Source organism: Mycolicibacterium nivoides (genome assembly GCF_003855255.1).
GTDB classification, from domain to species: domain Bacteria; phylum Actinomycetota; class Actinomycetes; order Mycobacteriales; family Mycobacteriaceae; genus Mycobacterium; species Mycobacterium nivoides.
In genome coordinates this window covers 3204159-3218639 of record NZ_CP034072.1, presented here as the reverse complement: position 1 = coordinate 3218639, position 14481 = coordinate 3204159, and the positions used below count along the sequence as shown (strand labels likewise).

The 14481-nt window shown below is 68.1% G+C and carries 14 protein-coding genes; 7 read left to right on the top strand and 7 right to left on the bottom strand.

Annotated features, from left to right (window positions below):
• Positions 1-140 precede the first annotated feature (140 nt).
• Positions 141-1280 (top strand): nucleoside triphosphate pyrophosphohydrolase, encoded by a 1140-nt coding sequence (locus EH231_RS15385; RefSeq protein WP_124712713.1) that lies wholly within the window; start codon positions 141-143, stop codon positions 1278-1280.
• Positions 1281-1553: 273 nt separating this feature from the next.
• Positions 1554-2363, top strand: a complete 810-nt coding sequence (locus EH231_RS15380; protein WP_090428847.1) for a serine hydrolase — start codon at positions 1554-1556, stop codon at positions 2361-2363.
• Positions 2364-2381: 18 nt separating this feature from the next.
• On the opposite strand, the gene EH231_RS15375 is transcribed toward EH231_RS15380, so the two are convergent.
• The 4 genes from EH231_RS15375 to efeU are packed head-to-tail and all read right to left on the bottom strand — an operon-like array spanning position 2382 to position 6476.
• Complete coding sequence (locus tag EH231_RS15375; protein ID WP_090427550.1) at positions 2382-3035, bottom strand: DsbA family protein; 654 nt, start codon at positions 3033-3035, stop codon at positions 2382-2384.
• A 12-nt stretch (positions 3036-3047) separates the two neighbouring features.
• Positions 3048-4382, bottom strand: a complete 1335-nt coding sequence (gene efeB / locus EH231_RS15370) for an iron uptake transporter deferrochelatase/peroxidase subunit (protein ID WP_090427553.1) — start codon at positions 4380-4382, stop codon at positions 3048-3050.
• On the bottom strand, positions 4363-5538 hold the full coding sequence (gene efeO / locus EH231_RS15365) for an iron uptake system protein EfeO (protein ID WP_124712712.1): 1176 nt from the start codon (positions 5536-5538) through the stop codon (positions 4363-4365). Before efeO ends, efeB begins: the two co-directional genes overlap by 20 nt.
• Positions 5535-6476, bottom strand: coding sequence for an iron uptake transporter permease EfeU (gene efeU, locus EH231_RS15360; RefSeq protein ID WP_090427558.1), 942 nt, complete (start codon positions 6474-6476; stop codon positions 5535-5537). Before efeU ends, efeO begins: the two co-directional genes overlap by 4 nt.
• A 208-nt stretch (positions 6477-6684) precedes the next feature.
• Here efeU and EH231_RS15355 point away from each other — a divergent pair, with 208 nt between their 5' ends.
• From EH231_RS15355 to EH231_RS15335, 5 genes are all read left to right on the top strand, one after another.
• Complete coding sequence (locus EH231_RS15355; protein WP_164480904.1) at positions 6685-7416, top strand: lytic transglycosylase domain-containing protein; 732 nt, start codon at positions 6685-6687, stop codon at positions 7414-7416.
• An 84-nt stretch (positions 7417-7500) separates the two neighbouring features.
• A complete protein-coding gene (gene eno, locus EH231_RS15350) occupies positions 7501-8784 on the top strand; it encodes a phosphopyruvate hydratase (protein WP_090427561.1) in 1284 nt (427 codons plus the stop codon).
• A gap of 27 nt (positions 8785-8811) precedes the next feature.
• Entirely contained in the window at positions 8812-9516 is a 705-nt protein-coding gene (locus EH231_RS15345; RefSeq protein WP_090427564.1) for an FtsB family cell division protein, read from the top strand.
• Positions 9509-10000, top strand: a complete 492-nt coding sequence (locus tag EH231_RS15340; RefSeq protein WP_090427567.1) for a DUF501 domain-containing protein — start codon at positions 9509-9511, stop codon at positions 9998-10000. Before EH231_RS15345 ends, EH231_RS15340 begins: the two co-directional genes overlap by 8 nt.
• Positions 9991-10935, top strand: coding sequence for a Ppx/GppA phosphatase family protein (locus tag EH231_RS15335; protein WP_090427570.1), 945 nt, complete (start codon positions 9991-9993; stop codon positions 10933-10935). Before EH231_RS15340 ends, EH231_RS15335 begins: the two co-directional genes overlap by 10 nt.
• Before the next feature lie 102 nt (positions 10936-11037).
• Here EH231_RS15335 and EH231_RS15330 read toward each other — a convergent pair whose 3' ends face one another.
• The 3 genes from EH231_RS15330 to EH231_RS15320 form a co-directional block, all read right to left on the bottom strand.
• Entirely contained in the window at positions 11038-12114 is a 1077-nt protein-coding gene (locus EH231_RS15330; RefSeq protein WP_241178005.1) for an MPT63 family protein, read from the bottom strand.
• A gap of 187 nt (positions 12115-12301) precedes the next feature.
• Positions 12302-13861: a radical SAM protein gene (locus EH231_RS15325; RefSeq protein WP_164481205.1), complete on the bottom strand. Its 1560-nt coding sequence runs from the start codon at positions 13859-13861 to the stop codon at positions 12302-12304.
• An 8-nt stretch (positions 13862-13869) separates the two neighbouring features.
• A complete protein-coding gene (locus tag EH231_RS15320; protein ID WP_090427579.1) occupies positions 13870-14160 on the bottom strand; it encodes a hypothetical protein in 291 nt (96 codons plus the stop codon).
• Positions 14161-14481 lie beyond the last annotated feature (321 nt).

Sequence of the window (14481 nt, the reverse complement as noted above, 5' to 3'; positions counted from 1 at the left end):
CCGTGTGGGGACGGCCCGATGCCGGCGAATCGCAGCATTGGCCGTGCTGACCAGGCGCGTCGCGGTCCGCCGCAGCCCGGCAATGTGTTGGTATAACCGAGATCAGCAATCTCGTCGAAATGGTGAGGGGGTGCAGCCCGATGACCGTCGTATTGGTCGACCCGCGCCGCCCGTCACTGATCCCCGTCGAGGCGGTCGGCCTGCTCACCGGTGATGTGCAGTACACCGAGGAAATGCCGGTCAAGGTGCCGTGGTCGCTGCCCGCGGCGAGGCCTTGGCTCTCTGACGCGCCGGAGGATGAAGCTGCCCCAGTTCTGTTGTCCTCTGACCCGGAGCATCCGGCGGTCAAGGCCCGTCTGGCTGCCGGGGACCGCTTGATCGCGGCCCAACAGGCGCAGGCAGGGGAGCGGCTCGTGGACGCCGTGGCGATGATGGACAAGCTGCGTACCGACGGGCCGTGGGAGAGCGAGCAGACGCACGATTCGTTGCGTCGCTACCTCCTGGAGGAGACGTACGAACTGTTCGACGCGGTGCGCGGCGGCAACGCCGACGAGCTGCGCGAGGAACTCGGCGATGTACTGCTGCAGGTGTTGTTCCATGCGCGCATCGCCGAGGATGCGCCCGTCCACCCGTTCAATATCGACGACGTCGCCGATTCCTTGGTGCGCAAGCTCGGCAATCGCGTGCCGGCAGTGCTTGCCGGAGAATCGATTTCACTGGATGAGCAGCTGGCCCAATGGGAGCAGCGCAAGGCCCAGGAGCAGAAGGTGAAGGCCCGCGGGTCGTCGATGGATGACGTGCCCACCGGGCAGCCGGCTTTGGCGTTGGCGCAGAAGGTGCTGGCCCGCGTGGCCCAGGCCGGGCTGCCCGCCGACCTGGTGCCGGCGGCGCTGACCTCAGTGGTGGTTTCGGCCGATTCTGATGCCGAGAATGACTTGCGCAGTGCGATTTTGGAGTTCATGGACACCGTGCGGGTGGTGGAGTCCGATGTTGCCGCCGGCCGCCGGGGCGAGGACGTTCCAGAGGAACTCGACGTGACGCCGCTGGGGTCGATCACCGAAGACGAATGGCGGGCGTACTGGCCGGGCGCGCTCATCGAGCCCGAGCCTGAGGCTGAGCCCGATGCGGATGACGAGTTGGACGACGACGCCGACACGGAATCGGCCGACTCCGCCGATGTCGGCGGCGAAGCCGAAGATTCCAGCGCCGAAGACGCGCGCGCGGAAGCCGACGAAGCCGACGAAGCCGACGACGTCGATGACACGGACAAATCGGACTGACCACCGAGCTGCCCTCACGTCCGCAATGGCCCCAGAGTCGCTGACGGGGTCGGCAACTGCGCCCGTCGTCAACAAGGCCGCGGATTGCTGCTTGATAGTGACTGCAATCCGCGGCGCAGTGTGCCGATGCAGCACGACATCCAGTTCCGGAGCGGTGCTGGCGGAAAACAGTGGCCCGATACCCCGTCACGAATAGACAACGGCACGGTTTCGGCTCGGCATGGCCCGGCTGTGCGGACGCTGGGTCGGGCCGGCGAGCTCTACGGTGTGGCGATGCGGGTACTGCGGATCGCCGCCGTCGTCCTGGTCCTCAGTCTGGGAATGGTCGCACCGCAGGCCGTCGCGGAATGTCCCGCCACAGGTTGTGACCTGCGCTCGCGCATCGCGGCGGCAGACGCCTATCTGGCGTCGAGGCCGGGCACCGTCGGCTATGTGCTGCGCGATCGCGCAGCGGGCACGCGTTACGCCAATGCCAATGCGAACACCATGATCTGGACCGCCTCCACCATCAAGCTGGCGATGGTGGTCGACCTGCTGACCCGGGAACGTGCCGGGGCATTGCGGCTCTCGGGCAACGACCGGCAGCTGATGGTGAACATGCTGCGGAACTCCGACAACGATGCGGCCGATTCACTGTGGAGCCGCTATGGCGGAGCCGACCACAAGGCATTCAACGCCGGCTTCCCCCGCTACGGCATGACGGACCTGCGGCCGCAACCGGGATTCGGTGACGTGTTCCCGTACTGGGGCTTCCAGAAGTCCACCACCAACGATCTCGACCGGTTGATGAACTACACACTGGCCCAATTGAATCCGGCCGATGCCTCCGCCGTGGTGGCCGAGATGCAGCGGGTCGGCGGGGAACAGCAGTGGGGCGTGTGGGGCGCCGGACCGTCGATGACCCCCGGCAACAAGAACGGGTGGTCGCAAGAGCAGGGCGGCTGGGTCGTCAACTCGGTCGGGTTCGCCGGTCCCAAACAGCGATACACGCTGGCGATCATGAACGGGCTCAACGGGCAGGGGGGTTATGACGAAGGCGTCGCAACGACCACCCGGCTCAGCCAGATCCTGCTCGGCGGATAACCGCGCCGCGCGGGCTCTCTACTCGGCCAGCGCCTGATCGAAGGCCGCGGCCAGGTCTTCATAGCTGTGTGGCTGGATGCGCTCGCCGTTGAGAAAGAACGTCGGCGTTCCCTGCACGCCCAGGGCGCGGCCGTCGGCCACATCCAGTTGGACCCGGGCGGCGGTGGCGGGGTCGCTGTAGGCCTTGTCGAATGCCGCCATGTCGAGGCCGAGTTCTCCTGCGAAGCCCCGGAATACCTCGTCGGCCGGATCCTGCTTCTCGCCCCACTGGCCCTGGGCGTCGTACATCTTCTTGTACATCGCCTCGAGCTTGTCCTGTTGGGCGGCAGCCTCGACGGCGCGTGCCGCTCGTTCGGCGTTGTAGTGAGCGCCGAGCGGGAAGTACCGGATGACGAAGTTCACCCGGTCGCCGTACTCAGATCGCAATTGCTCGATCGAGGGATACACCGCGCGACAACCTTCGCACTCGAAGTCGAGGAACTCCACGAATGTCACGTCGCTGTCGGGAACGGAGTTCAGCCGGTGACTGTTCTCGCGTACCACCTGGCCGGTTTCGACGGATGCCGCCGGTGGCGGCCCGCCGCGATCACGCACCGACTGGTACACGAGCACGCCGATGGCCAGCACCGCGATTGCCAATGCGGTCAGCAGTATTCGAGTGTTGCGTGTCATCGGGTCAGTGCCTCACTCGAACAGAGTCGAACCCCAATAACCCGAGGTATCGCCGTCGCGTAGCCCGGGCGGGCAGGCGAAGATGGCCGTCCCGGTGTGGGTGATGTATTCGTTGAGCGCATCCTTGCGGGACAGTTCCCGCTGCATCGGGATGAACTGCTTCTCCGGGCTGCGCACGAACGCGATGAAGAACAATCCGGCGTCCAGGTGCCCGAAGCCGTCTGAGCCGTCGGTGAAGTTGTAACCGCGACGCAGGATCTCGATGCCGCCCAGGTGCTCGGCCGAGGCCAGCCGCACATGCGCGTCCACGTCGATCTTCGGATTGCCCTTGCCGTCGGTGATCTCGAAATCCAGCTCGTCGAACTCCTGCTGCAATCCGTTGGGGGCACCGCTGCCCTTCTGCCGCCCGATCACCCGTTCCTGCTCCAGAAGCGTGGTGCGGTCCCAGTTCTCGATGCGCATCCGGATCCGCCGGGTGATCAGGTAGCTGCCGCCGGTGAGCCAGGCCGGCCCGTCACCCTCGGCCACCCAGACGTTCTTGTCGAGCAGGTCCGTCTGGTCCGACTTGAGGTTGTTGGTTCCGTCCTTGAACCCGAACAGGTTTCGTGGAGTGGCCTGGTCCCGGGTGGTCGACGAGGTGCGGCCGAACCCCAGCTGCGAGTACCGCACCGCGACCGTGCCGAACCCGACGCGGGCCAGGTTGCGGATCGCATGGACTGCGACCTGCGGATCGTTGGCGCAGGCCTGCACACAGATGTCGCCCCCGCTGCGGGCCGGGTCCATGGTCTCGTTGGGGAACTTCGGCAGATCCTTGAGCTCGGCCGGCTGCTTGTCGGCGATGCCGAAGCGGTCCTTGCCGTCCTTGCGGAAGAACGACGGCCCGAACCCGATGGTCAGGGTGAGCTGTGAGGCCGGAAGGCCCAGCGCCTCCCCGGTGTCCGACGGCGGCGCATACGGATTGCCGTCCACGGCGCCGCCGGCCTCGGTCTCCTCGCCACGCGTCATCCGCTCGGCCATCTGGGTCCACTGCTTGAGCAGTGCGACGACGTCCTCGCGGTTGTCGGTGGTGACGTCGAAGGAGCAGAAGTGCATCCGGTCCTGCGCCTCGGTGATGATGCCTGCCTGCCGGTCGCCCCGAAATGGGACCGGCCCCTGCAGGGCACCGTGCGGCGTGCTGGCCGCGGAAGCCCGGCCGGCCAGCGCACCTGCGCCGGCCGCACCGACTACCGCGGCCGTGACCCCGGCGGCGCCGAACAGTTTGCGCCGGGAGATTCCGGAGGGCTGCTGCTGGGCGTCCGGTGCCGCAACGCCCGAGTCCGCTACCGAATCACTGGTGGGCGATGACACCTTGTACCTGGCTCACTTCCTTGCTCAGCGCGTCGATGGCGCGTGACAGTTCCTGGCGTTGGGGCTCGGTCACCTTGTCGTAGGAGACGAAGCCGTCGCCTTCACGATACTTTTCCAGCAACTTCTCCACGTCGGCGAACCGCTGGTCCACGCGCTTGCCCAGTTCGGCGTTGCGCTCATCGAGGATCGGTCGCACCGAGGCCACCGCGGTCTGCGAACCCTCGACGTTGGCCTTGAAATCCCAGAGGTCGGTGTGGCTGAAGATGTCCTCTTCGCCGCTGATCTTGCTGGACGCGATCTCGTCGAGCAGGCCCTGGGCGCCGCCGGCGATCTGGGTGGAGTCGATGGTCCAGTCCGGCGCCTTCACGCCGGCCTCGAGCTCCTTCACGTCGGCGAGCAGCTGATCGGCCAGCGCGTCGGCGTCGGGCTGCAGACCGGTGACCCACAACTGCTTCTCCAGCGCGTGGAACCCGGTCCACTTCTGGCCCGGCTCCAGATCGGCCTCGCGAAGGTCGATCCGCGGATCGAGATCGTTGGGGAACGACTCGGCGACCGGCTCGATGCGCTCGTAGTAAGTACGTGTGGTCGGGTACAGATCCTTGGCCTTGGCGACGTCCTTGGCCTTGACCGCTGCGACGAATGCCTCGGTGGAGGGGATCAGCGCATCGGTCTGGCTGAGCACGTAGCGCTTGTAGCTGTCGGCGGCTTCCTTGAACTTGCCCTCGGTGTCGATCTTCACGGCATCGCCGGTGACCTCGAAATTGCCGCGGATGCCTTCACCGACCATGCCGGGCCGGCACGAGGTCTGGTACGTACCCGGCTGGGTGAGCTGAACGATCAGCTGCCGCTTGAGCCCGGGGGAGATGTTCTCCACCTCGCCCATGACCCGCTCGCCCTCGCCGTAGACGTAGAACTCGGTGACCTTGTTGCCGTTGTTGGTCACGACGAATGTGCTCGGCCCGGTCGTCGCGGTGGTCCCCGACAGCTTGCACTCGGTGTCCGAGGCGTCGACGGTGATCTGGGCGGCCTTCTGGGCACCGTCGCCGCTCGCGCTGCCGCTGTCGGCCTCCTTGGCCTGGCAGGCGGTCATCGAGATGCCGGCCAGCACCGCGGCGGTAGCCGCGAATCCGGTCTTGGCGGCAGGGGTGATCTTCACTTGGTCGACCTTTCGGATGCGGTGGAGGTCTCCGGCTCGACGGTCGGCTCGGAGGAAGTTGAGGCACCGGCCGATGCCGCGCCGGCAGCGCGGACCGGCTTCAGGAACAGCGCCAACACCACGACGATGTAGGCAAGCCACGCACCGAACTGCAGCACGGTCGGCGTGGGGTCGATATTGAAGACGCCCTGGATGATCTCGCCGTACCAGGCAGACCAGTCGAACGCGCCGCTCATGTCGAAGGCCTTGGCGCTGAGCCCGGGCAGCCAGCCCACGGTCTGGAGCGCCTTGATCCCATAGGCGAGGATTCCGGCCGCCACCACGATCAGGAAGATCCCGGTGTACTTGAAGAACTTGGCGAGGTCGATCCGCACGGCGCCGGCGTACATGCCGTAGGCGATCGCCGCGGCGATCAGCACGCCGATGATCAGGCCGGTCAGCGGCCAGAGTGTCTCCGCCTCGGCGTAGCCGACCATGAACAGTGCGGTCTCCACGCCTTCACGGCCCACCGCCAGGAAGGCAAGCAGTGCCACCGCCGGGCCGCCGGTCTGCAGCGCCTGCGACATCTCGCTGCGCAGTTCGCCGGACATCGAGGCCGACGCGCGCTTCATCCACAGCACCATGGTGGTGACGATGACGACGGCGATCAGTGAGGCGATACCCGCGATGGCCTCGGCGCCGAGTCCGCTGATGGTGTTCTCGCCGAACTGGATCACGAGGAAGACGGTGACGGTCATGGCGATTGCCGCGCCGACGCCCAGCCACACCCATTTGAGGGCGTCCCGGCGTTCGGACTTGACCAGAAACGCGACCAGGATCGACACCACGATGGCGGCTTCGAGGCCTTCCCGCAAACCGATCAGGCCACTGCCGAACACCTGGGATGTGATGTTGGACGCGGCCAGCGTGCTGGTCGGAACGTCCGAGATGGCAGTCATCAAAGCGTCCTCGTTCGACCGGGGTGAAAACACCATAAAAAACGTAGCCTTGCCTTGCCATAGCAAGGCGTGGCTCACCTTAGCAGGGGGGTCTGGGGGTCCGGCCGACTTCACCTGCCGTTCTTCCGGCACGGGCCCGTCGCTCGTCGCGTTCATAGGCGCGCATGCGACGATGGCCAATCAGATAGAGCGGGGTTGAGGGAGTCCGGTGTCGCCAGTGCGTTGGCTGCGGGCTGTCGCCGTAATTGCTGCGACAGCGCTGCTGTTGGCATCCAGCTGTTCGTGGCATCTGGGGACCCCAATTCCCGAAGGCGTGCCGCCGCCGGCCGGGGATCCGGTGCCCGCGATCGACACCTATGCCAAGGGCAGGCCCGCCGATCAGCTGCACGAGTGGGCCGAGCAGCGGGCACCCGCGCTGGGCATGCCCGTCAACGCCCTGGAGGCCTACGCGTACGCCGCGCGCGTCGCCCAGGTGGAAAACCCGAATTGCCAACTGGCCTGGACCACGTTGGCCGGCATCGGCATGGTCGAGAGCCACCACGGCACCTACCGCGGCGCGATGATCGCGCGCAACGGCGACGTCACCCCGCCGATTCGCGGCGTGCAACTGGACGGGACCGCCGGCAACCTGCGCATTCCCGACACCGACAAGGGCAAGCTGGACGGCGATCCGCTGATGGACCGTGCCATGGGGCCGATGCAGTTCATCCCGGAGACCTGGGGGCACTTCGGCGTCGACGCCAACAACGACGGGGTGGTGAGCCCGGACAATTTCGACGACGCGGCGCTGTCGGCGGCCGGCCTGCTGTGCTGGTACGGCAAGGACCTGTCCACCCCGAGAGGCTGGATGACGGCGCTGAAGGCCTACAACAACTCCGAGCAGTACGCCCGAATGGTGCGGGACTGGGCGACGGCATACGCGGCCGGTCACGGCTTGTGACACGTGTGACAAGCCCAAACACGCCGTTGTGCGGACCACGATCTAGTCTCATCCCTACACGCAGGACTCAATAAGGAGAAGCCAGTGCCCATCATCGAGCAGGTTGGAGCCCGCGAGATCCTCGACTCCCGTGGCAACCCGACGGTCGAGGTCGAGGTGGCCCTGACCGACGGCACGTTCGCCCGGGCAGCGGTGCCTTCGGGCGCGTCGACCGGCGAGCACGAAGCGGTGGAGCTGCGCGACGGCGGCTCCCGTTACGGCGGCAAAGGCGTCGAGAAGGCCGTGGAGGCCGTTCTCGACGAGATCGCTCCGGCGATCATCGGCCTGGCCGCCGACGATCAGCGTCTGGTCGATCAGGCCCTGCTGGATCTCGACGGCACCCCGGACAAGTCCCGGCTGGGCGCCAACGCGATCCTCGGTGTCTCGCTGGCGGTGGCCAAGGCCGCGGCCGACAGTGCCGCGCTGCCGCTGTTCCGCTACCTCGGTGGCCCGAACGCGCACATCCTTCCCGTGCCGATGATGAACATCCTCAACGGCGGCGCCCACGCCGACACCGGGGTGGACGTCCAGGAGTTCATGGTCGCCCCGATCGGTGCTCCCTCCTTCAAGGAGTCGCTGCGCTGGGGTGCCGAGGTCTACCACTCGCTCAAGGCGGTGCTCAAGAAGCAGGGGCTGTCCACCGGTCTCGGCGATGAGGGCGGCTTCGCCCCCGACGTCGCGGGCACCAAGGCCGCCCTGGACCTGATCGCGACGGCCATCGAGGCCACCGGGTTCAAGCTCGGCAGCGATGTGGCCCTGGCGCTGGACGTCGCCGCCACCGAGTTCTACACGGACGGTACGGGTTACGCCTTCGAGAAGGAGACCCGCACGGCCGAGCAGATGGCGGAGTTCTATGCCGGCCTGATCGACGCGTACCCGCTGGTCTCGATCGAGGATCCGCTGTCCGAGGACGACTGGGACGGCTGGGTCGCGCTGACGTCGGCAATCGGTGATCGGGTCCAGCTGGTCGGCGACGACCTGTTCGTCACCAACCCGGAACGCCTCGAGGACGGCATTGAGCGTGGTGCCGCCAACGCGCTGCTGGTGAAGGTCAACCAGATCGGCACGCTCACCGAGACCCTGGATGCCGTTGCGCTGGCGCACAACAGCGGCTACCGCACCATGATGAGCCACCGCTCCGGCGAGACCGAGGACACCACCATCGCCGACCTCGCGGTCGCGGTGGGCAGCGGTCAGATCAAGACCGGTGCTCCGGCCCGCAGCGAGCGGGTGGCCAAGTACAACCAGCTGCTGCGCATCGAGGAGGCGCTCGGCGACGCCGCGCGCTACGCGGGCGATCTCGCGTTCCCGCGGTTCGAAGCCAAGTAACGCAGGCGTCTGCGCACCAACACGTCGATGCCCGAAGCGAAGCGGCCCGATCCGAAGAGACGGTCCCCGGCCTCCCGACCCGGCAAGCCGGGCAAGGCCGGGGAATCGAATCGGCCGCGTGCTTCGCAGCCCCGGCGCCGGGCGGCCGAATCCCGCCCGGCGCAGGCTGAGCCGGTAGCCGATGAGAAGGTCACCAAAGCCATTGCGGTGCAAGCTCAGCAGCAGGCCGAGCTGCAGTCCGAACAGCGGTTCGGGTCGACGGCCCGCCGGGCGGCGATCCTGGCCGCGGTGGTGTGCGTGCTGACGCTGACCATCGCCGGGCCGGTGCGCACCTACTTCGCCCAGCGCACCGAGATGAAACAACTCAAAGCCAGCGAGGAACGGTTGCGGGCCCAGATCGCCGACCTCGAACAGCAGAAGGTCAAGCTGGCCGACCCGGTGTTCATCGCGGCCCAGGCCAGGGAGCGGCTCGGCTTCGTCATGCCCGGCGACACCCCGTACCAGGTGCAACTGCCGCCCGGGGCCATGGTGTCGGCAGACCCGGGAACACCGGCGCTGCCCGGTTCGTCCGTGCCCGCGGGGCAGCCCTGGTACACCTCGCTGTGGCACACGATTGCCGATGAGCCGCACGGGGTTTCCCCGACGATCGGCGGGCCCCCGCCGGCGCCGGGCGGGCCACCCGCACCGCCTGTTCCGCCGCCGCCTGCCGAGCCCAGAGGTCCCAATGGTTGATCCCGCCGACATCGAGGCCGTGACACGGCAATTGGGCCGGGAGCCGCGCGGTGTCCTCGAGATCGCCTACCGCTGCCCCAACGGCGAGCCCGCGGTGGTGAAGACCGCACCCAGACTTCCCGATGGCACGCCGTTCCCGACGCTCTACTACCTGACGCATCCGGCGCTCACGGCGGCCGCAAGCCGGCTGGAATCCTCCGGGCTGATGCGGGACATGTCCGAACGCCTGCAACAGGACGAGGAACTGGCCGCGGCCTACCGGCGGGCGCATGAGTCGTATCTGGCCGAGCGGGACGCGATCGAGCCGCTGGGCACGACGTTCACCGGGGGCGGCATGCCCGACCGGGTGAAATGTCTGCACGTGGTGATGGCCCACTCATTGGCAAAAGGCCGCGGGGTCAATCCCTTTGGTGACGAGGCGCTGGCAGTGCTGGCGGCCGAGCCGGGGATGGCCGGAATCCTGGATCGTGAGGTATGGGTTTGAGCAGGGTCGGCGCGATCGACTGTGGCACCAACTCGATTCGTCTGCTGATCGCCGACGTGGTGGACGGCAAGCTGCGTGACGTGCACCGCGAGATGCGGGTCGTGCGGCTGGGGCAGGGTGTGGATGCCACGGGGCAGTTCGCTCCGGAAGCGTTGGCGCGCACCGAATCCGCATTGGCCGACTACGTGGCAATGATGGCCGAGAGTTCGGTCACCGCCGTGCGGATGGTCGCGACCTCGGCGGCGCGCGATGCAGGCAATCGTGACGAGTTCTTCGCGATGACCGCGCGGCTCTTGGGCAAGGTGGTCCCGGGGTCCCTGGCGGAGGTCATCACCGGCACCGAAGAGGCCGAGTTGTCCTTCCGGGGCGCGGTAGGTGAACTCGACCCTGCCGCGGGCCCGTTCGTGGTCGTCGATCTGGGTGGCGGCTCGACCGAGGTGGTGCGCGGCGACACCGCTGTGCGGGCCAGCTTCTCCGCCGACATCGGGTGTGTGCGGCTCACCGAACGGTGCCTGCATTCTGATCCGCCCACCGCGGACGAGGTGGCGCGGGCTCGGGCGGTGGCCCGTGACGGCCTGGCCGAGGCGCTGCGGGTGGTGCCGGTCGAGGGCGCGCACACCTGGGTGGGTGTGGCCGGGACGATGACGACGCTCTCGGCGCTGGCACAGCGGATGACCGAATACGATCCCGATGCAATTCACCTGTCCCGCATCGGATTCGACGAGCTGCTCGGGGTGTGTGAGCAGCTGATCGGGATGACCAAGGCCCAACGCCTGGCGCTCGGGCCGATGCATGCCGGCCGTGCCGATGTGATCGGCGGCGGCGCGATCATCGTCGAGGAGTTGGCGGCCGTACTCGGGCAGCGGGCCGGCATCGGCGAACTGGTGGTCAGTGAGCACGACATTCTCGACGGCATCGCGCTGTCGATCGCCTGACTCGTTTTCGGAAACGATTCTCTGCCCGCACTTTGACAGCTCCACAAAAAACAACGGCCGGACGCGGTTGCCCGCGTCCGGCCGTTGCCGTGACTACCTAGATCAGGACGCAGTCCCGTGGTTGCTCGCCGGCGCGACCGCGGGGGCCGGGGCGGGCGTGGTGACGGCCGGCTGGGTGCCTGCCGGAACCAGTGCCGGTTCGGTGGCCGGAGCTGCCGGAGCTGCCGGAGCGCCCGGTGCCGGAGCCGCGGGAGCAGCCGGAGCGCCGGGAGCGGCGGCGGGGACGGGGGCACCCTCGGCGGGCACACCCTCGGCCGGCGGAACCGCGGTGGCGGCATTGCCGGCACCTGCGGGGGCCGCTGCCGGGACACCCTCGGCGACCGGGGTGCCGTGCGCGACCGGGGTCGACTCGGAGGCCGGTGCGCCCGGTGCCGGAGCGGCCGGAACCGCTTCGGTGCCGGCCGGGGTTGCGGCCGGTGCGCCGGGTGCCGGGGTGGCAGCGGGCAGGTCCGCCGCGCGGCTACCCGCGCCGGTGCCGGCCGGTGCAGCCGGGGTGGCGGCGGGTGCGGCCGGGGTCAGAGCGGCCGGTGCGGCCGGGGTTGCGGCGGCCGGAGCGGCGGGGGTGGCAGCCGGGGCTGCGGCGGGAGCCGGACGCTTCGGCGCGCCGGCGGCGGCCGGGGTTGCGGCGGGCGCGGCGGTCTTGTTCCACACCAGGACGTCGTTGCCGCCTGCGTTGTAGACGACGGAGGTCGGCTGGTCACCGGTCACGTCGAAGTAGATCTTGCCGCTGGTCTTCTGCCCCTGGGCGAGGGTGGCAGGGTTGACGCCCTGGGTGCTGGGCACCTGGAAGAGGGCGCGGTAGTTCTGGCCGTCGGCCGCGCGGACGTTGAAGTTGGAGACGATCGGCGTCACCGAACCCTGGAGAGCCTCGTTGGTCGCAGTGACCTCCCACAGGGTGCCGTGCGGCGCGTAGTTGATGGTGTCGGTGCTGGGCTTGAGGTCGGTCACGGTCCAGACCTGGGTGCCGCCGTCCAGCTTGCCCTGGCCGCCGAGCGAAGCGGTGGTGACGGCACTGGTGTCGGCGTCGGCGAGCGCCATCGGGGCGCCGGCGACGATCGCCGCAGCGGCAATGGCCGCTCCGGCAAAGGCCGTACTGATATTCGTCTTCAAGGCATTCACTCCTGACTGGTCCAAAAAGAGTTGGCAGGCCCCCCGGCAGTGGGACACCCACTTCATGGGAAGTTAGCAGCTTAAGAGGACGGTTAGGAACACCAGTTCGCAGTTTCTGCCATCGGCGCCTGGCAGAAAACCCGTTTGACCTGCTTGTCGAGCTCGATGTGCGCCACGACCTGGTTTTTCGCCACCCCTATCGAATCTCGATGAGCGGTAATGCCTGTCCGGCCGACAAGGACAGCCGTTGACGTCCGAGCGCCGGCCAGGCCTGGACGGCGCAGAACGGCGCGCACTGATGGTGCGCCGAATCCGGCTGCGACGAGCGGGTGCCGACGTGCACACAGCACTGAATCAGGCGCTCCTCGATCATCGTGGACATGTCCATGAACGGTTTGACGGTCAGTCGCACCACGCGCTCGCCGAGCAGTTTGCGGATCTTGCGGCGGCGGCCCGGCAGTGCGGAGGACGCCAGGGTCAGCAGTGTCCCCATACCCAGGTCGCAGCTCTCACAGATGGCGCGCCAGACGTCGCCGATCTGAGGATGCGACAGCGAGGACTGTTCCGAGAGCAGCCCGAGTAGTGACTCCTGCACCGCCATGCGCAGCTGGCGGGGGAGCTCGGTGTCGGCGATCCGGTTGGAGACCAGGCCCAGCTTGTCCTTGAGGCTTTCGGTGCCGATCAGAGACACCAGCGAACGCCACTGGTCGCTGTCGTCGCGGACCAGGTAGCCGACCGAACAGCAGTGCGGGTGCGAGCAGGGCAGTGCCGTCAGGTCGCGCCAGGTGACGGCGCCGTCGGTCTGCGGTCCCAGCCGTTTGAGCACCCCGGTGTGGGTGAGCCGGTTCATCGGGTCGATCGCGCCGGAGCGACCGGAGCCGAACTGCGGCTGGATGGTGAGCCCGCCGACGTACGGCGTGTCCAGGGCCAGGCGGACCATGTCCCCGATCTCGTCGTCGTTGACCCCCAGTGCGCACGTCATCACCAGGGTCGTGAAGATCTCCCGCTCGGAGAGCCGCCGGAGGGCTTGGCTTTTGGTTCTCCGCAGATCTCCGCCACGGTGGTGGCGGTGGGCTTGCTCGGACAACCCGTCGTACTGGAGGTAGACCTCGACGCGTTCGCGGTGCGAGGTGAGCAGATCGAGCAGCGCGTCGTCATTGGCGATGCGGACCCCGTTGCTGTTGACCAGGATTCGGGTGATCGGCCGGGCGACCAGTTCATCGAGCAGCTCCGCCAGGTTCGGGTGCAGCGTCGGCTCGCCCCCGCTGAGCATCAGGACGTCGATGCGGCCGTTCTCCCGGGCCAACCTCTGGTCGACGTTGGCCAGCACGTCGGCGGTGGGCACCACGTGGCGCAAATCGGGTGAGCTGTCGGTGAAACAGGTCGGGCAGCGCAGGTTGCAGGTCTCGGCGATGTCCTCCAGGAGGATGCAGGTGTGCTGCGTCTGCATCTCGGGCAGGCCACGCAGATAGGCCGAGGGAATGGGGTCGAAGTTCCCGGCCATGTCGGGGATGTGGGCCTTGGTCGGGGCGGTCCACTCTTCCAGGTAGGACAGGATCTCGGGATCCTCGTCGTACAGGGTCCTCACCAATCCGTGTGTGCGGCAGCCGCGTTCGAGCCAGACCTGCCCGTCGCGCTCGACCAGGATGCCGGCCAGGCGCGCGACGTCGGCCAGCGGGAGCTCGGGTGCCTCGTCGTGGCAGTGCGGGCAGAACGCGGTGACGTACCGGTGCAGCCGGTCGCCGCGCAACCCCATCCCGGTGCTCACAGGGCGTACAGCTCGGGGTTGAGGCCGGTGCAGAACCCGGCGGTGAACAACGAGACCAGCGCCCAGCCGACCATCAGCCCGATGCCGAGGCCCTTGGCCGTCGGGTTCTTCGACAACAACATCACGGTGCCACCGCCGAAGGCGATCAGGGCCAACAGCACCGCCGTGCCGCCGAGGACCAGGTTGGTGCTGCCGCCACTGCTGTCGGCGGCCCCGGCGCCGATGAAGCCGATGAAGCCGATCACCAGATTGAGTGCGGCGTAGAGAAACGGGCCGAGGATCACCATGGGGACCGAGATGCGCCGTTGGGGCTGCGGCGGTGGTCCGTAGGGATAGCCGGGCGGGTAGGTCTCGCACCGCCCGCCGGAACGGTGCTGGGCGCCAACGGGAATCTCGTCGCGGTCGGTCCGCCGTTGGTCAACCCGAATCCCAACCTGGCCGACCCGAATCCGCCGCTGCCGCCGTGGATGCCACCGGCTGGGCCGGTGCCGGGGACGGCGAATCCCGCGCTGATGCCGACGCCGCCCCCGCCGGTGCCACTGTCGCCGGTCGCGCCGGTGGCACCAAGGCCCCAAGGCGCGCCTCCGGCCGCATCGGTCCCGGGGTCG